This is a genomic window from Paenarthrobacter sp. PPS72 (genome assembly GCF_048537125.1).
In the GTDB taxonomy this organism is placed as follows: Bacteria; Actinomycetota; Actinomycetes; order Actinomycetales; family Micrococcaceae; genus Arthrobacter; species Arthrobacter nitroguajacolicus_E.
Window position 1 is genome coordinate 18,727 of sequence record NZ_JBLYIE010000003.1, and the last position, 20,469, is coordinate 39,195.

Below are 20,469 nucleotides of genomic sequence, written 5' to 3' on the forward strand. Positions count from 1 at the left end.
GTTCGGTCTACTTCTACTTCCCGAACGAGCGCAGCCTGAGGGAGTTCGCAACTACCAGCACGGAGCTGGCTGCCATTGCTGCGCCGGCGATCATGGGATTCAGGAATCCAAGTGCTGCCACCGGGATGCCGATAGCGTTGTAGAAGAACGCCCAGAACAGGTTGGTTTTGATGGTGGACAAGGTCTTCCGGGACAGCTCAATAGCCTGCACCAACTGACCTAGATCACTGCCCATCACCGTTAGGTCCGAAGCCTCGATGGCAACGTCAGTTCCCGAACCCATTGCGATACCCAGGTCCGACTGTGCCAAGGCTGCGGCATCGTTCACGCCGTCGCCGGCCATGGCAACCGTCGCGCCGGACGCCTGGAGCTTCCGGACCGCCTCAACTTTCCCCTCAGGCAGTACGCCGGCGAACACGTCGTCCGCTGAAATTCCGACGGCGGCAGCAACTTGTGCGGCCACTGCGGCATTGTCGCCCGTCAGCAGGATGGGACGGATTCCCATGTCCTTCAACTTCTGAATTGCAGCTGCCGAGCCGGGTTTGATGGTGTCACTCAGGCTCACGATTCCTGCAGCCTCGCCGTCCACTGCAACCCAGATGGCTGTGGCGCCGCCATTCTCCTCTGCAGCCAGGGCGTCCCGATGGTCCGAGTCGAGGGCGATACCATTCTCTTCGAGCCATCCGGATCGTCCCACCACAACGGTCTTGGAGGTTCCGTCGAAGGCAACCGTGCCCCTCACTCCGCCCCCGGGAGCGGAACTGAAACCGTCAACACCAAGGAGGGCACCGGCGTCGGGCGTGGCGTCCTTTGCCGCAGCTGCAATCGCGTGGGCGATCGGATGCTCGGAGTTGGATTCAACAGCTCCGGCCAGCCTTAGAACTGTCTCCGCGGAGTAGCCGTTGAGGCCCACGGTATGGTCCACGGCGAGCTTGCCGCTGGTGACGGTGCCCGTCTTGTCCAGCAGGATGGTGTCCACATGCCGGGTGTCCTCAAGAACCTGTGGGCCCTTGATGAGGATGCCCAGCTGAGCTCCGCGGCCAGTCCCCGTCAGCAGCCCGACGGGAGTCGCCAAGCCCAAGGCGCAGGGGCAGGCAATCACCAGGACGGCAACAGCTGCCGTAAAGGCTGCGTTCAGGTCGCCTGAGACGAACAGCCACAAAAGGAAGGTGACTAACGCGATGACCAGCACGATCGGGACGAAGACAGAGCTGATCCTGTCCGCGAGCCTCGCGATGGGTGCCTTGCCGGTTTGCGCCTGGCTGACCAGGCGCCCCATTTGAGCGAGTGTGGTGTCGGAGCCCACGCGGGTGGCCCTGACCAGCAGGCGACCCGAAGTGTTGATCGTAGCGCCCGTCACCAGGCTTCCCGGCCCAACCTCTACAGGTACCGATTCGCCTGTGACCAGCGAAGCGTCGACGGCGGAAGCGCCGTCGGTGACCAGGCCGTCCGTGGCAATTTTCTCGCCAGGGCGGACGACGATGACGTCGTTTACGAGGAGCTTATCCGCGGGGATCTTCTGCTCGACGCCGTCCACCAGGATGGTTGCATCCTTGGCGCCCAGGTTCAGCAGCGCTTTGAGCGCGTTGCCGGCTTTGGCCTTGGCGTTCGCCTCAAGGTAGCGGCCCAGAAGCAGGAACGTGGTGACCACCGCTGCGACCTCGAAGTAGAGCCCGCCGCCGGACATGTTTTCCATGCCCGGGTGTTCGGTCATGCGGGGATCCACAAAGAGTTGCCATGCCGAGTAGAGGTAAGCGGCGATGACACCAATGGAAACCAGCGTGTCCATAGTGGAAGCGAAGTGCCGCGCGTTGATGGCTGCAGCGCGGTGGAAGGGCCAAGCCGCCCAGCTAACCACCGGCAAGGCCAGCGCGCCCACAATCCATCCCCAGTTGGCGAACTGCAAGGCGGGGATCATGGAGATTGCAAACACGGGAATGGTGAGAACGGCCGCAAGGATCAGGCGCGGACGCAGCGTAGAGGCCGCCGGTCCATGGTCCATGTGGTTTTCATGCCCGCCGTGTTCCCCGCGTCCGCCGTGCTCGTCGTGCTGGGCTGGCTCATTCGCAGCGTGATGCTCATGTTCGGCATGTGCGTCCCGGGTGTGCCGGGCGGGGGCTTGGCGGACTGTGGCTTTGTAGCCGGTTGCATTGACGGTGTCCACGATCTGTTGATCTGTCACGGTTGCCGGGACTGTGACCTGGGCGGATTCGAGGGGCAGGTTGACGCTGGCCTCCACTCCCTCGAGTTTGCCCAGTTTTCGCTCCACTCGATTGACGCACGAGGCGCAGGTCATGCCCTCGATGTCCAGCTCGATGACCCGGTATGCGGGTCGGTTGAAAGTCTCCTGGCTAGTCAAGAGGACTCCTAAGCTTCGTTGGCTACCACCAGGTAGCCGGCTTCTGCCACGGCCTCGCCAATTTCAGACGGCGAGAGCTCCTTGGTTGATGTGATGGTCACGGTGGACAGGCCACCGGGGTTGAGGTCCACGGCGACGTTTTCGACACCGCTGAGCGACTCGAGTTCTTCGCTCACGCTGGAGACGCAGTGGCCACAGGTCATGCCCGAAACGTTGACGTTGGTCTGGATGGTCTGGCTCATGGCGCTCTCCTTGGTGATGAGTTGAATGGTGTGGTGGTTGTTGGCGGAGTTACCGCAGCAGGCGCCCGATGGCATCGGTGGCCTCCTTCACTTTGGCGTCGATTTGTTCGGCGCGGGCTTCGGGGTTGGGCTCGGAGGCGGCACCCACAACGCAGTGGCCGATGTGTTCCTCTACGAGTCCCAGGCTGACCGCATGAAGGGCCTTGGTGGCAGCGGCTACTTGGGTGAGGATGTCGATGCAGTATTTGTCGTCCTCCACCATGCGTGCGATGCCGCGGACTTGCCCTTCAATGCGCTTCAAACGTTTGAGGTACGCATCCTTATTGCTGGTGTACCCGTGGGGCGCGGCGTGCTCCAGATCCACTTCGATAATGGGTGCATCCGGATGGCTCATGCTCAGGTCTGGCGTGCTCATGACTCCAAGCTATACCCAAGGGGGGTATGCCGTCAAGTACCCCCTAGGGGTATATGTGCACATCTCATCTATCCGCCTTCCGACTACGGGCACAAGATAAAGGACTAGACCAACCACGGGGGTAGGTATAGACCAAAACCCCAAAAACTGGATTCTTGTTTTGCAATGCAAACCTTTTGAGGAATGTGCTTCCGCCCACACCGGCACGTTCATAGTGTTTGGTCTCATAGCCGCGGAGGGGGGAAACCCGCGGAACCCAACTTTCTCCTTGGAGGACACTTGAAACTCGCACGCTCCGCAGCGGCCGTAGCCATCGCAGCGCTCGCATTGACCGCTTGCGCTCCGCCCACCTCAAACAATGCAGCCTCCAGCTCGGACGAGCGGACCGGCACTGTCCGCGTTTGGCTCTTCTCGGAGGTCAACCAGGACCCCAAGTCCGCAGTGGTCAAGGAAGCAGTTACTGAATTCGAAGCGGCACACAGTGGTGCCAAGATCGATGTCCAGTACATTCCCGTCGACAGCCGCGCGGAACGGTTCAAGGCCGCCTTCAACGATCCTTCCAGCGCGCCTGACGTGGCTGAATTCGGCAACACGGACCTTGCCAGCTACGTGGCATCCGGTGGCCTGGCCGACGTCACTGAGGACATCAAATCCTGGGATGAGGCCAAGGACCTGGACGAGAAGATCCTGGACACCACCGAGATCGACGGCAAGAACTACGGCGTACCGTGGTTCGTGGGAGTCCGCGCCCTCTACTACCGCACGGACCTCCTGCAGCAGCTCGGCCTTGAGGTTCCCAAAACTTTGGACGAGGTTGAAACAGTGGCCCGCGCTGCCCGTGCAGCAAACCCGGAGCTGCTCGGCATCTCCGTAGGTGGCGCCGCCCAGTTCTCGGCCATGCCGTACTTGTGGGCCAACGGCGGCGAGATCGCCACGAAGGAAGGCGGCACGTTCGTTTCAGGATTGGATTCCACTGAGTCGCGTGAGGGCGTCGCTGCCTACACACGCCTTCTCAAGGACGACATCTGCCCGGCCCAGACCTGCGCTGAGTTCGGTGGAAATGCCAGCGTCCAGCAGTTCATTGCCGGCAAGTCGGCCATGACCATCGGTGGCGACTTCAACTACAAGGCCGTTGCAGCCAGCGCCATCAAGGACAAGTTCGCGGTAGTTCCCGTTCCCGGCAAGACTGCCGGCTCCATCGCACCGGCCTTTGCTGGCGGTAACAACCTGGGAGTCTTCAACAGCAGCGAACGCCGCACGCTCGCCGCCGACTTCGTGAAGCTGTTGGCCAGCAAGAAATACCAGCAGAAGATGTTCGATTCCATGGGCAACCTCCCCACCTTCAGCGACGTGCAGAAGTCCGTGGCGGAGAACAACAAGCAGGTGGAACCGTTCATCAACACCCTCGCTGCCGGAACCAAGTTCGTCCCGGTCACGGAAAGCTGGTCCACCATCGACGCCCAAGGTGTCTTCACCGGCATGTACCAGAAAGTGGTCACGGGCAAGGCTGACGTCAACGCCGCAACCACGGAGGCCGCAGCGGCCATGAACACGGCGTTCGGCTCCAAGTGACAGCGCTCACCCCGGTTCTGCCTGAGACGCCTCAGGGCGGCCCTCAAAGCAAAGGCTCGACGACGGCGGCACGCAAGTCCCGGCGATTCTCCAACGGAAAGCGCGGCCTGGAGCCCTGGCTTTACCTTGCCCCGGCGTTCATCGTCCTGATCGCACTGCTCGGTTACCCGATCTTCCAGTTGATCAACGTCTCACTGTACGACTACCGCCAGGCACAGGTCAGCGGCAAGGCGCCCCTGAACTTCGTGGGCTTGGAGAACTACCAGAAGCTCTTCGCTGATCCGCAGTTCTGGACCGTTCTTGGCAACACGGTGGTCTTCGCCACCGCCTGCGTGGTCTTTACCTTGCTGGTGGGCAGTTCATTGGCGGTGCTGGCAACAAGGCTGCGCCCTTGGGTCCGCTCGATGCTGTTCGTCGTCTCACTGGGTGCGTGGGCTACCCCGGCGGTCACCGGCAGCGCCGTGTGGCTGTTCCTGTTCGAGCCCACCTTGGGCCTGGTCAACAAGACGCTGGTGGCTATTGGACTGACGCAGTTTGAGGGGTACTCCTGGACCTACGACAAATGGTCGGCTTTCGGACTCGTCGCCAGCGAAGTGGTGTGGTGCTCGTTCCCGTTCGTCCTGGTCACGGTCTACGCAGGCATTCAGGCCATCCCAACGGAAGTCATTGAAGCTGCCAGGATCGACGGCGCTTCCATGCCCAGGATTGCGCGCAGCATCATGCTCCCGATGCTGAGGCCAATCGTGATCGTGGTGACCATCCAATCGATCATCTGGAACTTCAAGATCTTCTCGCAGATCTACATCATGACCAACGGCGGCGGCATCGCCGGCCAAAACCTGGTGCTCAACGTCTACGGCTACCAACAAGCGTTTGCCGCGAGCCTGTATGGCCTCGGTTCTGCCCTCGGCGTGATCATGACAGCCCTGCTCATGGTCATCACGCTGGTCTACCTCCGGATTCTCAAGAGAACAGGCGAAGCCCTATGACCGCCGTCGACGTTTCCTCCGTCCCCAGCCCGAACACTCAGGCGGATGCCCCGCAGAAGCTGCGTAAGCAAGGCAAGCGCCGCTTCGGCGCGGACGCCGCGGCGATTGTTATCGCCCTGATCGTTGCGTTCCCGCTGTTCTGGATGGTGCTGTCCGCGTTGAAGCCCAAAACAGCGCTCGACGCCGGTGATGCGGCCCCGTACACACTGGAACCGTCGCTGGACTCGTTCGGGCGCGTCCTGGGCGTGAACAATTTTGGCCAGTACTTCCTGAACAGCGTCATCGTGGCTCTGGTAGTGGTGGTGCTGTCCACTGTCCTGGCATTCCTGGCGGCCGTAGCCCTGACCCGCTACAACTTCAAAATGCGCACCAAGCTCCTGATCATCATCCTGGTTTCGCAGATGGTGCCTGTTGAAGCCCTCACCATTCCGCTGTTCTTCCTGCTCCGCAACGCCGGAGAGGCCATCCCGCTGGTGGGACTGAATCAGCTGGGATCTTTGGTGCTGGTGCATGTTGGTTTCAGCATTCCGTTCGCCATCTGGATGCTGCGTGGTTTCGTGGCCGCTGTTCCGCTGGAAGTTGAAGAAGCGGCCCGGCTGGACGGCGCCAGCAGCTTCCGGTTTGTCCGCTCCATCCTGTTTCCCCTGGTGGCGCCGGGTGTGGTGGCATGTTCGGTTTTCTCGTTCATTTCCACCTGGAACGACTTCCTGTTCGCGAAGACCTTCATCATCTCCGCCCAAGAGAACCAGACACTGCCCATGGCATTGCTGACGTTCTTCAAGCCTGACCAAAACGATTGGGGAGCCATCATGGCCGGCTCGGTCATCATGACCATTCCTGTGCTGATCTTCTTCGTATCAGTCCAGCGCAAGCTGGTATCCGGACTTGCCGGGGCGGTGAAGGGATGAGTACGGCTCACCAGTTGATTCCGGCGCCGTGGTCCTTCTCCGCGGGCTCGGGCGAGTTGGAGTTCGACGCCGGCACCACCGTGGGCGCCGATCCTGAACTGAGTGGTCCTCGCCGTTGGCTGGCCCGGGCTTTGGGGGCCGCAACCGGTTGGGACTTGGATCGCGCGCCGGCAGGCGAGGCAGTCATCCGTCTGCTGCTGGACCCCACGCTCGACGCCGAGGCCTACCGCCTGGAGGTGAGTGACGCCGTCGTGATTTCTGCGGGTGGTGCCGGCGGCGCCTTCTACGGTGCACAGACGCTGTTGCAGTTGATGGGACCGGCGGCCCTGAGGCAGGCCGCCGTGGGACCTGCCTCCAGCTGGTCGGTACCGCGCGTTTCTGTGGAGGACAAGCCGCGCTTCGGGTACCGCGGAACCATGCTGGACGTCGCGCGGCACTTCCTGCCTAAGGACAACGTGCTCCGGTTCATCGAGGTGATGGCCATGCACAAACTCAACGTCCTGCACCTGCACCTCACGGATGATCAGGGCTGGCGGATCCAGATCAATCGCTACCCTAAACTGACCGAAACCGGTGCGTGGCGCCGTGAATCGTCGCTTGGTTCCTGGCGCGCCGGAGTTTTCGACGGCCGGCCGCACGGTGGTTTTTACACGCAGGACGATCTCCGCGAGATCGTTGCGTTCGCCGCTGACCGGCACATCACCGTCATCCCGGAGATCGATGTTCCGGGTCACAGCCAGGCTGCCATCGCTGCCTATCCGGAGCTGGGCGCGCCCCCGGCCGGCGGTTCAACGCCTGTGGAGGTGTGGACGCGGTGGGGTATCAGTGAAACGGTCCTGGAAGTGTCCGATACCTCGCTCGAGTTCTACCGGAACCTGCTGGACGAAGTGGTGAAGATCTTCCCCTCCCCGTGGATAAGTCTCGGCGGGGACGAAGTGCCACTCACCCAATGGCAGGCCAGTGCCCAGGCGCAAGCGAAGGCCAATGAGCTGGGCTTGGACGATGTTTCCGGCTTGCACAGCTGGTTCGTCGGGCAGTTGGCGCTTCATCTGCAGCAGCACGGCCGCACCACGTCCGTGTGGGATGAAATCGGCGACGGCGGCCTCCCGGACGGCGCGCTGGTGGCGTCCTGGCGCGGATACCAAGGCGGCATTGACGCGCTCCGCAAGGGTTACGACGTTGTGATGTGCCCCGAGCACAAGCTGTATCTGGACCACCGCCAAGCCGACGGTGACGACGAACCAGTGCCCGTGGGCTTCGTGACCACGCTGCAGGCGGTCTACGAGTTCGAGCCACTGCCAGCTGACGAAGCCACGGAGTTCCCTGGCCGCTTGCTCGGTGCACAGGCCAACATCTGGAGCGAACACCTCGATTCAGCGCGGCGCGTGCAGTTCGCAGCGTTCCCGCGACTCAGTGCTATCTCCGAAGTGTTCTGGTCCAAGCCGGAGGGCCGGGACTACGATGAATTCCTGACCCGACTCAACGGCTCACACTTGGCACGGCTTGAAGCCATGGGAGTTGAATACCGGCCGTTGTCCGGTCCCTTGCCGTGGCAGCAGCGGCCGGGTGTTGAGGGTTGGAAACGAGATTACGACGCCGAGCAGCTCGTGAGGAACTGAGTGACTACTGAAGGCAAGGATGCCCGCAATTCCTCGGCATCGCTTCGCAAGGCGCTGGCTTTGTTGACTGTGGTGGCCGAGGAGCCTGGCAACGGTGACGGGCTTGCGCTCGTGGAACTTACGCGGCTCTCCGGCTTGAACAAGAGCACCCTGTTGCGTTTGGCCGCGCCGTTGCTGGAAGAAAACCTCCTGGAGCGTGACCATGAGACGGGCAAGTTCCGCTTGGGGCACGGCTGTTTGCGGCTGGGACAGTCCTACTTGGACCGCGTGGATCTGCGCAGCGTAGCCAACAGCGAACTCCGAAGCCTCATGCGCGCTACGGAGAGCACCTGCCACTTGGTGGTGCTTTCCGGGCAGGACGTTGTCTATCTGGACAAGGTGGAGGACGAGGCCACAGTACGCATGGCTTCGCGGGTGGGCGCCACGATGCCGGCCTACTGCACTGCCGTAGGCAAGGCCATGCTGGCCTTCAGTCCGGAGGAAGTGGTGGGACCGATCCTCGCCGCTGAGCTTCAACCCCTCACGGAGAAGACCATCACGGATCCGGCGTTGCTCCGTGCCGACTTTGAGGCCATCCGGCGGCGCGGCTATTCAATAGATGACCGCGAAAATGAACCCGAGGTTCGCTGCGTTGCCGCCCCGATTTTTGGCCATGATGATCATGTGGTGGCAGCACTATCGGTGTCGTCGTTGTCGTCGCGAATGACAGCCAAGCGCGTCCGGGAAGTTGGCCCGATGGCAGCGGAGACGAGTCTCCGGATCTCCGCCAAACTGGGTTCCCGCCGGGCAACTGCGAAACTGGCGAAGCTCGCATGAGTATCAGCGCATCAGACTACTTTCGTGCCAAGTTGCAGTGCGAGATCGATGTCATGGAAGTGGCTGAGTCCCAACCTGGCTCGCTGGTGGTGGTGGATACCCGCCGGAAGTCCTCGTGGGACCACGGACATATTCCCGGCGCCGTACATATTCCGACGGCGCGCATTCCGGCCCTCGCGCGGGAACTTGTCCCCGCCAATTCCCACGTTGTGGTCTATTCCTGGGGCCCAGGATGCAACGGCAGCACGTTCGCTGCGCTCGCCTTCGCGGAACTTGGCTACTCCGTGAAGGAAATGATCGGTGGCATGGAGTATTGGATCCGGAACGGGCTCCCCCTCGCGACAGCAACAGCGGGGACCATCCAAAGCAAGCCGGATCCCTTGGTGACAGCACACACGTCCTGAGTTGAAACGGGGGAATGATGGCGGTTTTCGTACTGATCCATGGTGGTGGTTCCACGGCATGGGACAGGCACCTGGTCAGCCCGTTGCTTGAAGCTTCCGGGCATGACGTAGTGGCCGTCGACCTGCCCATCGAGGACAAGGATGCCGGCCTTGAGGACTATACCCGCGCGGTGGCGGCAGCAGTTGGCCATGCTGAACACACCATCGTGGTGGGGCACTCACTGGGTGGCTTCACGGCTCCGCTGGTCTGCGAAGAACTCCACTCCGACGGCCTGGTGTACCTCTCGGCAATGATTCCGATGCCGGGAGAGACCTTCGGCGACTGGTGGACCAACACCGGGCATGACCAGGAGACCATTCCGGAAGACGCGTTCTTCACTCTGGTTCCCGATGAGTTGGTTCGCGAGGCCACCGACAGGGAGCGTGATCAGCAAGGAGCTTGGATGTCAGGGCCGTGGCTGGCCGGCATCCGAACGTGCCCACCCTGGCGATCCTGTGCCGCGATGACCAGTTCTTCCCGGCGCCCTTCATGAGGCGACAAGTTCAAGAGCGGCTCGGAGTTGAACCCGTGGAGATTCCCGGAGGCCACTACGTCACCTTGAGCCATCCTGACGTTGTCGCGGCGGTACTCAACGAGTTCGCTGACCGGACGGCCATGGAGTCATCCCAATGAAGCTTTTAGAGGGGGTCTATGTCGGTTCGCTTTGCCCGCACCACGTCCTCAGCGTCGGTAGCGTCTGAGGGTTCCGGAGCAGGCACGAACAATGCAATGGGGGGTGCTGCGGTACTGCAGTCCAGATCCGGAAGTGTAACCACGCTGCTGATCCGTTGTTGCCCTTCCGCGAGTTGTTCCATCCGGAACATCACGCCGGAGGCACTCAGTTGATCGGGCACGTCACCCGTTTCTGATGCCCAACGCACCAAACAACCGTGCACCTCGGCAGTCCCGGGAACCGGGCCCGGTTGGACCTTCATGGGGAGGAAAGGATCAGGTCCCGGGCGGATGTCCGGGCGACGTTTCTGCGTGACGTCGTTCAAGGGAACCCTGGAAAGGCGAACCCGTAGTTCCAAGCCTGTGGTCTCCACCAACTCGGGCAAGGTGAAATCGGCAATATTCTGGGCGACAGCCTGGGCTTCGAGGGATTTGCGGGCCGCTACAACCCACGGATCAGCCTCTATGGCCTCGCTCGGTGCGGCTCCCTGCCACTCAACCGCTGGATAAGGGGGCGCGGGTCGCTTTTCCTCGCCGCATGCTGAGAGCCCGCCGGTTACAGCAAGCATCAGCAGCGATGCAGCAACAGCCTTGAGATAGCGAGGCTGCAATGCCCTTGCATCGCCCATGATCAACCACCTTTGTTTGCGTTTTTTCGCCTGTCGAATCTATCACGGGCTATTCCCACTGGCTTCTGCCGGCATCAGCATGGGATCCGGCGAGGCGGCCGCCGTCGAGGGCCTTAGCCCCAGCGTTTAGTCTTGGATCATGCTGAACCTGGTCCTCGGACTTCTCTTTTCGGGGCTCTTCCTTGCCTCGTTCCAGTCGGACCGGCGTAGGCTCCGCAACGGCGTGCTCCTGCTGGTGGCGGCGTGGTTCCTGCTGCAGGCTCTTCTGGAGTTCCTCATTGACCTGAACCCGTGGTTCGAATGGCTGAACCTGGTGGTCTTGGTGGTGCCGGTAGTGAGCATCTTCGTGTTCGCCGGCTTCCTGATCGCCAACGGGGTCACCATGGTCCGCAGGGAAGGCCCGGGCATCACCAGCTTCCTGCCAATAGCGGTGGGACTCGCAGTGTTCCTCGCCCCGGTAGTTGCCTTCCTTTTTGTGCTGAGCGGGCAGCCGGTGTTGGCCGGCATCGCCGCCCTCGCGTTCTTCCTCTGCTCCTACCTTGGCTGCGCTTTCGTGGTGTTCCTGGGATACGCGGTGGTGTATTCACGGATGCGTTTCAGTCCGAATCCGGCAGCCGTGATCGTCCTGGGCTCCGGCCTGATCAACGGCAAGGTTCCGCCGTTGCTCGCCGCTCGCCTGAACAAGGCTCTGGAAATTTACGACGGCGGCACTCCGGCCAAGCCGGTCCTGGTACCTTCGGGAGGCCAGGGCCCGGACGAACCGCGGCCGGAGTCCACCGCCATGAAGGAGTACTTGGTGGCAAAGGGTGCGGCTGCCACGGATGTGTTGGAGGAGAACCAGGCCACCACCACCCGTGAAAACCTTGCGTATTCCGTTGCCCTGCTGGCAGACAAGGGCATTCACGGGCCCTTGCTGGTGTGCACCAACAATTACCATGTACTGCGCGCAGCACTCTTGTCCCGGCGCCAGAGGATCAACGCCGAGGTTATTGGTGCTCCCACGGCCAGATACTTTGTGCCCAGCGCCTTCCTCCGGGAGTTCGTGGCCGTGATGAGGGACAACCGCCTGACCAACATCATCCTTTGCCTGCCGATGTTCGGGATTGCCCTGCTCATCACGGTCGCACTGATGAACTCGCCGGTGGTGTGACTGTTCTTAGGGCTTGGGGAGCCCGGTGGTGAAGGTGTGGCTCCATTCGGTGACTGAGCCATCGGTGAAGACGTACCCCGGCTGCCGCTCCGCCACGACGGTCAAGGTGCCGGAGGGCTTCCTGTAGGTCCCGGCTGCGACTTCCTTGCCGTCTATCAGGTAAGAGACGCCCGGGATGGAGGGGATGGTGTACTCATCTTGCCCATGACCCGGGCGGTCCGTGAAGGTGACAGCTGCCGGCGTCGCGGTTTCATAGCTCAGACCGAAGCCCAGCGGCAACAGGACACCCTCGCCGTCGGCTGCGGGAATGTTGACCGGAAGCTTGCCACCAGGGTTGATCGCGCCCGAGATCGCGCTGACGGCGCCGTGGAAGTTGACCTCCTTGACCCCGTAACTGTTTAGCACGGCGTCGGCGCCGGGAAAGACGCTGATGTCGTAGGGATTGCGCGTGGCCACAACGATGACCGGAGTCCCGGTGGCTGCCAGTTCTGCCACCATTTGCTGCTGCGCGGCGTTCCCGGTTGCGTTGTACGAAGCGAAGACGACCGCGTCCGCGTTGCCGGCGGCGGCTACCGCCCGCGCACGGTACGCAGCGGACGGCGAGGCTCCATCCTCATAGTCTTCCGTGACCGCGAATCCCTGATCCTTAAGCATTGGACCTGCCAGCTCCGGCCAGGCTGAACCGGCACCCACCACGAGCACCGAGCTGCCCGAAGCGAGGGGCAAAACCTTGCCTTCATTGCGGAGCAGCGTGACAGCACGCTCTGAGATCAGCTTTGCGGTTGCCAGGTTCTCCGCGTTTCCAACAAGGGTGTCCACGGCAGCGGGGTCGGCCAGCGGTTGCTCGAAGACACCACGCTTGACCTTCCATTCAAGGATCCGCCTGACTGAGTCGTCCAGGCGGGCCTCGGTGATCTCCCCGGATTCGACGGCGGCGCGAACCCCGGCGAACGACGCGTCCACATCCGGGGAGTTAAGGAGGATGTCGGAGCCGGCCTGGATTGCCTTCACAGCGATTTCTTCCTGTGGCCATTCGGCAGCCATTGCGGCCATATCCAAGGCGTCGGTTGTCACCAAGCCCTTGAAGCCCATCTCATCCCGAAGCAAGCCCGTGAGTACCTTGTGGGAGAGCGTGCCGGGCAACTCGGAATCAATGGCCTCCACAATGATGTGGGCGGTCATGACCATATCCACGCCGCCATCGATGGCGGCCTGGAACGGCTTCAGATGCTGGTTGAGGGTTTCGCGATCGTAGGTAACGGTAGGCAAGCCGTAGTGGGAATCCACCGAGGTGTCACCGTGGCCGGGGAAGTGCTTGGCGGCAGCGCCGACGTTGTTCGCTTGAATGCCCTGTATTTGGGCGACGCCGAGTTCACTGACCAGCGCCGGGTCCTCGCCCATGGAGCGGATTCCAATGACGGGATTGTCAGGATTGGAGTTGAGGTCCAGCACCGGTGCGAAGTCCACGTTGATGCCCATGGCGCGCATTTCCGAGCCCAGGATTTCACCCTGTGCCTTGGCAAGATTCGCGTCCGCGGTAGCGCCCAGGGCCATATTGCCCGGGAGCACTGTGGCGGGTGGCCCGATGCGGGCAACCAGACCGCCTTCCTGGTCAATGGTGACTGCCAGTGGGATGCCGTTTCCGTCCTGCCGCATCGCCGTTTGCTGCAGGCCGTTGGACAGGCCCGCGACCTGGCGGGGGTTGTTGGTGTTTCCTGACCATGCGAAATAGAGGACTCCGCCGAGGTTGTACTTTTCCACCACTTCGGCGGGCGTATTGACGCCATACCGCTCTTGATTCTTTGCCGCCATGGAGGTGTCGTCCGCTGATGAACCGTAAACGTGCGTCCAGGTCATCTGGCCGATTTTTTCGTCCAGCGTCATGCCGGCAATCATCGCCTCGATGTCAGGTGAGGCGGAGACCGTCGTCGTACTTCCCGTGGTTGGTACGGTCGCAAGTGCCGTACCCGCGCCGGTCAGCACCCCCGCGCCGGTCATTAACAGCGCAGTGGCCGCCGCTGTCATCAGTGAAGTTCGTTTTCTTTGCATGTGGATCCCAATCCCATCGTCCTTGTTGTGCTTGAGGATGTTGTGCCTAGCGCTTGCCGTTGTAGAGGAGGTACTCGCGGGTGTCCCGGACGAACTGGTCCAGTTCCGAACGCCAGCTGTCCATGATGGTCCTGGCGTCAGCGCCGGCGTCGAGCTGTTCAGCAAAGCGGGCCGAGCCGCTCAACAGGCCCATCCAGCGGCCGGCATCGCCACGCCAAGCGAAGCCGGGATACAGGCGCTTGGCTTCGACCAACATATGCGTGCCCACTTCCAGGGCTTCGACGCGGGTGGGATCGGTGATGTGAACCTGCACGCCACCACAGATGACGCCTTGGTTCTTGGAGAGTGTCGGCTGGAAGTACGCCTCGCGGAAAGTGACACCCGCCAGGCCCTTGCTGTTCAGGGCCTCGGCCCAGCGGTAGTCCACGTAAGGTGCGCCGATGAGTTCGAAGGGCCGGGTTGTTCCGCGCCCTTCTGACATGTTGGTGGCCTCGAACAGGGCTGTACCGGGGTACAGGGTGGCGGTTTCGGGTGTTGGCATGTTGGGGCTCGGCAGGATCCACGCGGCACGGTTGTCCGGTCCCGTCATGTCGCGGCGCCATCCCTGGACCTCAACTACCTGAAGGTCTTGGATGGGCTTGAGGCCAGCGGCCGGAAGATGGACTGCATTGAAGTACTTGGCGAGTTCGCCCACGGTCATTCCATGCTGGAGCGCAATGCCCAGTTGGCCGACGCCGGACTCGAACCCCTTCTGCAGGACCGGTCCGCGTGCCTGGCCACCGATGGGGTTCGGGCGGTCCAGGACAACAAAAGTGGCCCCGGTCTTCGACGCCGCCTGCATGGCACCCCACATGGTCCAGATGTACGTGTAGAAGCGTGCCCCCACGTCCTGGATGTCGAAGCAGATGGTGTCCACCCCGGAGGCTTCGAAGAAACCAACATAATCGGCAACGGTGGCGCCATAAGAGTCATAGACGGTGATGCCGGTCCGGGGGTCCACCGATGTTCCCTCGCTGGCACCGTCCTGCGCCGTCCCACGGAAGCCATGCTCAGGTCCGAAGACCGCTCCAACCGCAACGCCCTTGGCCGCCATGTCATCCACGATTGAGCGGAAGTTCGCCAGGACGCCGGTGGGATTGGTGATGACCCCTACCTTGCGCCCGGCGAAAATGCTCCAGTTGTTGGCCGCGGCCACATCGGCGCCCGTGACTGGAGACCCCGGTCTTCCCTGCCGGTTTTGGCTGGCGGTGGCGGTGGCGCTGGCCGTGGCGCCGGGGGCAAAGGGCGCGACGACGGCGGCCGCGGCCGCGAGTCCCGATGCATGGAGCAGTTTTCTACGGTCGAGTGCCATGGAGAAGCCTTTCGAGGGGAGCGAGGAGTATGACAAGTTTTGTGACTTTCCTTACGCCGACCGTATTCGCTTGCCGGGAGTGCGTCAATGACTTACCTTCGCGGCGGTGCTTGTGTAACTTAATGACAAGGCTCGGACGATACCTTGGATCGGGTTGGACCCGTCGAAAGGAAAACCATGGTGGAAGCGCCGGTAGATGCGCAGCTGTCACGCACTGTTCTGGTGCGGATCCGCTCTGTGCTGCCCGCGTTGCGCCCTTCTGAGCGGGCTGTTGCTGAGTTGGTCCTGGCGGATCCATCCCGGGCTGCCACTATGTCCATCGGCGACCTGGCTGAGGAGTGCGGAACGTCCACCACCTCGGTGGTCCGCTTCTACAAAAAGGTGGGCTACGCCGGCTACTCCGCTCTTCGCCTGGACCTTGCCCGTGAAACTGCCCGCGAGAGCGTGGCTCATGACGTTCCGGCCGAGGTCTACGAAGACATCAACACTGCCGACTCCCTCCGGGATATCGTCTCCAAAATTGCGTTCAACGAAACCATGTCCATCGCCGATACCGCCCAAGTGCTGGATGTCCAACAGTTGGCCCGGGCAATCGAGGTGGTGTCCGGCTCCCGCAAGGTGGACATCTTCGGCGTGGGAGCGGGAGGTTTGGTGGGCCAGGACCTGCAGCAGAAACTGCATCGGATTGCTCGCACCTCTTTCAGTTGGTGGGATCCGCACGCGGCACTGGCTTCCGCGGCGCTGCTGGATTCCGACGGCGTTGCTGTCGCCATCTCGCACTCGGGGGCAACCTTGGACACCATCGATTTCCTGAAGGCGGGCAAAGCGGCCGGAGCAGCCACTATCGCCATCACCAACCATGCCGATTCACCACTGGGCAGCGCGGCTGACATTGTGTTAAGCACGGCTGCCCGCGAGACCCCTTTCCGCCCTGGTGCCATGGGGAGCCGGATAGCGCAGATGATGATTGTCGATTGCCTTTTCGTCGGCGTGGCCCAACATTCCTACGAGGCCTCCATTGCGGCACTCCAGAAGACGCATGCAGCCGTTCAGGGCCGGAAGCTGTCGCGGGCAAACCCGCCTGCCTAGCAAACCCGTCTGGCTGGCGGCTGGCCTGCCTGGCAACTGGGTGTGCTCCGGGCGGCGCGCCCGGGTAGGGTCGGTCCATGTTTACCCTTGTTGCCCCTGATACGTCCTTTCACCAGTCATTCCTCGAGTCCCACCGTGAGTGGGCCGGCGTCCATCAGGACGGTGCCGCCCTCTTCATGGCGGACGACGTCACCAGCCCCGAGGGTTTCGCGGATTGGGTTGGCAAGTTGCTTGGTGCCGAAAGCGCGCCTGAGAGCGACGGCATTGTCCCGTGCACCTATCTCTGGATCACTGAGGGCTCACGCTACGTGGGTGCGATTGCTTTCCGTCACCATCTGACCCCGGCCCTCCTGAATTCGGGCGGGCACATCGGCTATGGAATCAGGCCCTCTGATCGCAGGAGGGGGGCGGCGTCCTGGGCTTTGCGGGAACTGCTGGCCAGTTTGGCCGCGGAGGGGGATGCGGGCAGGGTTCTGCCGGATCAGGTTCTCTTGACGTGTGCTGACGACAATGCGGCGTCGGCTAAGACCATTGAGCGTTGTGGTGGGCTGCTCGAGGATGTGCGGGCGGATGAAGATGGGCGGACCTTCCGCCGTTACTGGATTGATGTGAGGGCCTCCACGGGCAGCTGACCCTGTCACCCTAGGGTTGACATTGCGCCTGCCTGAAGCGCATGATGACACTTGTGAGCAGTCAACCCAGGGGTGACAATCCGGTATCCAATGCCTCCGATATACGGTGGCACCACGTCCTCGCCCATCGTCCCGCTGATGACGGCTCGCGGGAAAGCGCGGCCGCGAGGTTCGCTGAGCGCGGCATCGCCCCGGAACAGCTCATGGCTGTCCTCGCAGATGGTGGGGATGCCCTCTATTCGGCTGCGGCCGAAGGCAAGCCGGGCTGGGCTGAGCCGTTCGGTGGTCCGCTTGCTGTAGCTCTCCTCTCAGCCGAGGTCAGCATTTTCGCGGCACATTTGAACTCAAGGGCGTCCGGAGTCAGGTCGGCAGCTGTTGCTGAACTGCTGGACGAATACAGTGCAGTTACCGTAGCTGCTGAGCTGGGTGTGGCGCGCCAGAAGGTCTACGAAATCGCAAGAGCGGGCCTCCGCCCGCCCTACATCGAGCAGGTCCCTTGGAGGACGCCGTGAACCCCATCGAAGAGAAGGTCCAACTACCGGATCCGGAAACCCAGTTTCTTGTCCACCCCCTTGACCTCCCCGGAGCCCGCAAGGAATTCCTGGTCGGCTGGTGGCTGGGAATCCTTGCCACGCCGCAGGTCTTCACGGCCCTGTTGGCATTCTTTTGGGCGGTCAGCAACAACTACGTCACGCCCGTTCTAGTGCCGCTGACCTTGGTGGTCATTGCTGGGTGGATCAGCTCCAAGCTCACTCGTGGCGCCTGGGATTACATTCCGCGGAAACGGCACGACAAAGGCCGGCGGATGACGACGATGGCCATTGCCGGGTCGCTCATCACCTCGCTTGCACTGTTCGCCGGCCTGCTCATCTTTATGGCATGGGCTGCATCGCAGGACCTGGTGCCGGGCTTCAGCGCTTATCCCTTGGGAATGGGCGCTGCCATCGTGGTGATCATGGCCGGAGGGTTGTTGACCAAACTGGTGCGCCGCCGGTCAGTTGCATTGATTTCGGACGCCATCAGCCTCGCCGTGGTAGCTGCTGCTGTGTGGATTGGCTTCGGGGTACTTCCCGCGGGGCGTGAACTCGAGCCTGTTGACCTGCTGCCTGGTGCCGCGATCCTTGGTGGCGTCTGGTTGACCTGGGTGCTCTTCACGAAGGTCGAGGCCCGCCGGAACCACGGTTGACCGCCTGAATCGCCCGTTCACGTTCCCGTCACCATGCACTGTTAGGCTGCCGCGCACTACACGGCTGACCAGGAGGAACGTATGTCGGAGGCAACCCCATCCGCCCCGCACACCACATCATTGGACGATTGGTGGGTCAGGGACAACCTGCGTGAAACCATCGACCATCTGGTGGAGTTGGGCTACACAATCAGCGGCGGTCAAGGCGAGGACCCGGACCTGATCGATCCCGGTGGATCAGCGGTGGAGACGTGGAACGAGGACTATCCGTACCAGCAGCGGATGACCCGCGATGAGTATGAGATAGAAAAATACCGCCTGCAGATCGAGCTGCTGAAGTTCCAGTACTGGGGACAAGACCGTGGGCTGAAGCACGTCATTGTCTTCGAGGGAAGGGATGCCGCGGGCAAGGGCGGCACCATAAAGCGTTTCACCGAGCACCTGGATCCCCGCTCTGCCCGGACTGTAGCTCTAGCCAAGCCCTCGGACCGCGAGCAGGGCCAGTGGTACTTCCAGCGCTACATCCAGCACCTTCCCACCGCCGGTGAGATCGTCATGTTCGACAGGTCCTGGTACAACCGCGCCAATGTGGAGCGCGTCATGGGATTCTGCACGGACGACGAATACGACACCTTCATGGGCCAGGCCCCGGTCTTCGAGAAGATGCTCGTGGATGCCGGCATCCACGTCACTAAGTTCTGGTTCTCCGTGACCAGGCAGGAGCAGCGCACCCGTTTCGCCATACGCCAGATCGACCCCGTCCGCCGCTGGAAGCTCTCGCCCATGGACCTTGCATCGCTGGACCGTTGGGACGAATACACGGACGCCAAGGAACGCACCTTCCTGCATACCGACTCCGATCACGCGCCGTGGATCACTATCAAGTCCAACGACAAGAAGCGCGCCCGCATCAACGCCATGCGCTACTTCCTCAACCAGTTCGACTACGAGGACAAGGACACTTCTGTTGTTTACGACGCCGATCCGCTCATCCTCCGCCGTGGCCGCGACGCCGTAGGCGACTAAGGCTCGCGGGGCATTTCCCGGAAACGTTGTTACATTCTTCTGACTGCCGGACATTAACGGGGTATGAAGGTGCAGACGGAGCAGGGGGATCGTGTGGAACCGGGCAGGCAGAAGCACTTCCTGGCAGCGCACGCCGCATGCCACGACAAGGTTTACCGCTACTTCCGACGTCGAACGGATGGCGCGTCCACGGCAGAGGATCTCACTGCCGACGTCTTCCGGATCGCGTGGGAAAAGTCCCGGCAGGACCAGGAGTTGTCCGTACTGGTGGTGTTTGGCATTGCCCGGAATGTCCTAAGAAACCACTACCGTTCCACCGTTCGCTCCAACAACCTCAAGCAGCAACTGGAGCGGCAGCGGAGCTATGGGTTGGGTTCCGACGACGGCGATGTGAGGGACGCGCTGGAGCGGCTCAAGTCCGAGGATCGCGAGGTTCTCCTCCTGACGTATTGGGACGGATTCAGTTCCGCCGAGGTGTCGAACCTGCTCGATGTCACCGCCACGGCCGTCAGGATGCGCCTGCACCGGGCGCGGAAGGAACTCGGCCGGCTGCTCCGGACGGACCACATCACAGAGGATGCCAGCAATGAATAGGGAAGAAGCACGAACAGTGGAACAACTGACCGCTGCCGATCCGGCCTTGTCGGTCACCGAAGATGACCTGGCCCGCAGCCGGGAGAAAAGCCTGGCTGTCTTGGCCACCGACGCGGAACAGCTCATCGTTGGTGGTTCCGTATCAGATTTCCATCAACAGCCTGCCGGGCGACGTGCGCGTCTGACGGCAGGCTTTGGCTTGCTGGCGGCGGCAGCTGCGGCTGTGATTGCCGGGGTAGTGGTGACGTCCTCCATGACGGCTCCGGTGACTGAGCAAGCAGCGCCCGCCGCTACACAGCTGGATCCTGTGCCCGATACAGGCTCCCCGGGCGGGCTGCCGCCCCTACTAACAGGCTCCCCGACGCCGACGGCGGAAGCCGACATCGTCAAGGGCGGTGCAGGTAAGTTGGCCGTTTCCACGGCCGAGATCGACCGTCTCATCTCTGAAGGCATTCACATGCGGCCGGATGTTCTCCGAATACTGAAACTTGAAGCGGACAAGAGCGGTTGTATCGGCAACGGCTTCCTGTTTCCCACTGGCACCAAAGTCTCAGACACCGGCTTGGTGATGCCCGACGGAACAATCTTCGGGATCGGCGATGTCATCTCATTCGGGGGCTTCGACGTGAATTCGAAAGACGTGGGGGAGTGTGCAGACGGTCGCCAGCTTGTCTATATGGAAGATGTGCGGGCTTATCCCCAAGGCATTCCTGGTGCCCGCGGATAG

At 62.1% G+C, this 20,469-nt stretch carries 22 protein-coding genes; 16 read left to right on the forward strand and 6 right to left on the reverse strand.

Annotated features, from left to right (window positions below; translation table 11 throughout):
• Positions 1–13: 13 nt before the first annotated feature.
• The 3 genes from ACLRGI_RS00865 to ACLRGI_RS00875 are packed head-to-tail and all read right to left on the reverse strand — an operon-like array spanning position 14 to position 3,016.
• Complete coding sequence (locus tag ACLRGI_RS00865; RefSeq protein ID WP_419199845.1) at positions 14–2,359, reverse strand: heavy metal translocating P-type ATPase; 2,346 nt, start codon at positions 2,357–2,359, stop codon at positions 14–16.
• A gap of 8 nt (positions 2,360–2,367) precedes the next feature.
• Complete coding sequence (locus ACLRGI_RS00870) at positions 2,368–2,601, reverse strand: heavy-metal-associated domain-containing protein (protein WP_402939300.1); 234 nt, start codon at positions 2,599–2,601, stop codon at positions 2,368–2,370.
• Positions 2,602–2,650: 49 nt separating this feature from the next.
• Positions 2,651–3,016: a metal-sensitive transcriptional regulator gene (locus ACLRGI_RS00875; RefSeq protein ID WP_014923270.1), complete on the reverse strand. Its 366-nt coding sequence runs from the start codon at positions 3,014–3,016 to the stop codon at positions 2,651–2,653.
• Positions 3,017–3,295: 279 nt separating this feature from the next.
• On the opposite strand from ACLRGI_RS00875, the gene ACLRGI_RS00880 reads away from it, so the two are divergent.
• The 8 genes from ACLRGI_RS00880 to ACLRGI_RS00915 are packed head-to-tail and all read left to right on the forward strand — an operon-like array spanning position 3,296 to position 9,997.
• Complete coding sequence (locus tag ACLRGI_RS00880) at positions 3,296–4,588, forward strand: extracellular solute-binding protein (RefSeq protein WP_419199846.1); 1,293 nt, start codon at positions 3,296–3,298, stop codon at positions 4,586–4,588.
• The gene (locus tag ACLRGI_RS00885; protein ID WP_419199847.1) at positions 4,585–5,577 is read left to right on the forward strand and encodes a carbohydrate ABC transporter permease; all 993 of its coding nucleotides are present in this window, start codon (positions 4,585–4,587) and stop codon (positions 5,575–5,577) included. Before ACLRGI_RS00880 ends, ACLRGI_RS00885 begins: the two co-directional genes overlap by 4 nt.
• Positions 5,574–6,485 carry a carbohydrate ABC transporter permease gene (locus ACLRGI_RS00890; RefSeq protein WP_419199848.1) on the forward strand — a complete coding sequence of 304 codons (912 nt, stop codon included), beginning with the start codon at positions 5,574–5,576 and terminating at the stop codon, positions 6,483–6,485. The genes ACLRGI_RS00885 and ACLRGI_RS00890 overlap by 4 nt, the downstream gene beginning before the upstream one ends.
• A complete protein-coding gene (locus ACLRGI_RS00895) occupies positions 6,482–8,104 on the forward strand; it encodes a beta-N-acetylhexosaminidase (protein ID WP_419199849.1) in 1,623 nt (540 codons plus the stop codon). The genes ACLRGI_RS00890 and ACLRGI_RS00895 overlap by 4 nt, the downstream gene beginning before the upstream one ends.
• The gene (locus tag ACLRGI_RS00900; protein WP_419199850.1) at positions 8,105–8,920 is read left to right on the forward strand and encodes an IclR family transcriptional regulator; all 816 of its coding nucleotides are present in this window, start codon (positions 8,105–8,107) and stop codon (positions 8,918–8,920) included. It abuts the gene before it with no gap.
• Complete coding sequence (locus tag ACLRGI_RS00905) at positions 8,917–9,324, forward strand: rhodanese-like domain-containing protein (RefSeq protein WP_419199851.1); 408 nt, start codon at positions 8,917–8,919, stop codon at positions 9,322–9,324. The genes ACLRGI_RS00900 and ACLRGI_RS00905 overlap by 4 nt, the downstream gene beginning before the upstream one ends.
• Before the next feature lie 14 nt (positions 9,325–9,338).
• Positions 9,339–9,857: an alpha/beta fold hydrolase gene (locus ACLRGI_RS00910; protein WP_419199852.1), complete on the forward strand. Its 519-nt coding sequence runs from the start codon at positions 9,339–9,341 to the stop codon at positions 9,855–9,857.
• Positions 9,854–9,997 (forward strand): hypothetical protein, encoded by a 144-nt coding sequence (locus ACLRGI_RS00915; protein ID WP_419199853.1) that lies wholly within the window; start codon positions 9,854–9,856, stop codon positions 9,995–9,997. Before ACLRGI_RS00910 ends, ACLRGI_RS00915 begins: the two co-directional genes overlap by 4 nt.
• 5 nt (positions 9,998–10,002) lie before the next feature.
• Here the strand turns inward: ACLRGI_RS00915 and ACLRGI_RS00920 are convergent, their stop codons facing one another.
• On the reverse strand, positions 10,003–10,665 hold the full coding sequence (locus tag ACLRGI_RS00920; protein ID WP_419199854.1) for a hypothetical protein: 663 nt from the start codon (positions 10,663–10,665) through the stop codon (positions 10,003–10,005).
• A gap of 139 nt (positions 10,666–10,804) precedes the next feature.
• On the opposite strand from ACLRGI_RS00920, the gene ACLRGI_RS00925 reads away from it, so the two are divergent.
• The gene (locus ACLRGI_RS00925) at positions 10,805–11,815 is read left to right on the forward strand and encodes a YdcF family protein (RefSeq protein WP_419199855.1); all 1,011 of its coding nucleotides are present in this window, start codon (positions 10,805–10,807) and stop codon (positions 11,813–11,815) included.
• Positions 11,816–11,821: 6 nt separating this feature from the next.
• On the opposite strand, the gene ACLRGI_RS00930 is transcribed toward ACLRGI_RS00925, so the two are convergent.
• The gene (locus ACLRGI_RS00930) at positions 11,822–13,840 is read right to left on the reverse strand and encodes a glycoside hydrolase family 3 protein (protein WP_419199856.1); all 2,019 of its coding nucleotides are present in this window, start codon (positions 13,838–13,840) and stop codon (positions 11,822–11,824) included.
• Between the two features lie 70 nt (positions 13,841–13,910).
• Complete coding sequence (locus ACLRGI_RS00935) at positions 13,911–15,215, reverse strand: exo-beta-N-acetylmuramidase NamZ family protein (protein ID WP_419199857.1); 1,305 nt, start codon at positions 15,213–15,215, stop codon at positions 13,911–13,913.
• A 177-nt stretch (positions 15,216–15,392) separates the two neighbouring features.
• Here ACLRGI_RS00935 and ACLRGI_RS00940 point away from each other — a divergent pair, with 177 nt between their 5' ends.
• The 7 genes from ACLRGI_RS00940 to ACLRGI_RS00970 all read left to right on the forward strand — a co-directional run bounded on the left by ACLRGI_RS00940 (position 15,393) and on the right by ACLRGI_RS00970 (position 20,469).
• Complete coding sequence (locus ACLRGI_RS00940; RefSeq protein WP_419199858.1) at positions 15,393–16,304, forward strand: MurR/RpiR family transcriptional regulator; 912 nt, start codon at positions 15,393–15,395, stop codon at positions 16,302–16,304.
• Positions 16,305–16,381: 77 nt separating this feature from the next.
• Positions 16,382–16,936, forward strand: coding sequence for a GNAT family N-acetyltransferase (locus tag ACLRGI_RS00945; protein WP_419199859.1), 555 nt, complete (start codon positions 16,382–16,384; stop codon positions 16,934–16,936).
• 53 nt (positions 16,937–16,989) lie between these two features.
• Positions 16,990–17,448, forward strand: coding sequence for a hypothetical protein (locus tag ACLRGI_RS00950; protein WP_419199860.1), 459 nt, complete (start codon positions 16,990–16,992; stop codon positions 17,446–17,448).
• Entirely contained in the window at positions 17,445–18,122 is a 678-nt protein-coding gene (locus ACLRGI_RS00955; protein ID WP_419199861.1) for a hypothetical protein, read from the forward strand. Before ACLRGI_RS00950 ends, ACLRGI_RS00955 begins: the two co-directional genes overlap by 4 nt.
• 81 nt (positions 18,123–18,203) lie before the next feature.
• Positions 18,204–19,148, forward strand: coding sequence for a polyphosphate kinase 2 (ppk2, locus tag ACLRGI_RS00960; protein ID WP_419199862.1), 945 nt, complete (start codon positions 18,204–18,206; stop codon positions 19,146–19,148).
• 63 nt (positions 19,149–19,211) lie between these two features.
• On the forward strand, positions 19,212–19,742 hold the full coding sequence (locus tag ACLRGI_RS00965) for an RNA polymerase sigma factor (RefSeq protein WP_419199863.1): 531 nt from the start codon (positions 19,212–19,214) through the stop codon (positions 19,740–19,742).
• Positions 19,735–20,469, forward strand: a complete 735-nt coding sequence (locus ACLRGI_RS00970; RefSeq protein WP_419199864.1) for a hypothetical protein — start codon at positions 19,735–19,737, stop codon at positions 20,467–20,469. Before ACLRGI_RS00965 ends, ACLRGI_RS00970 begins: the two co-directional genes overlap by 8 nt.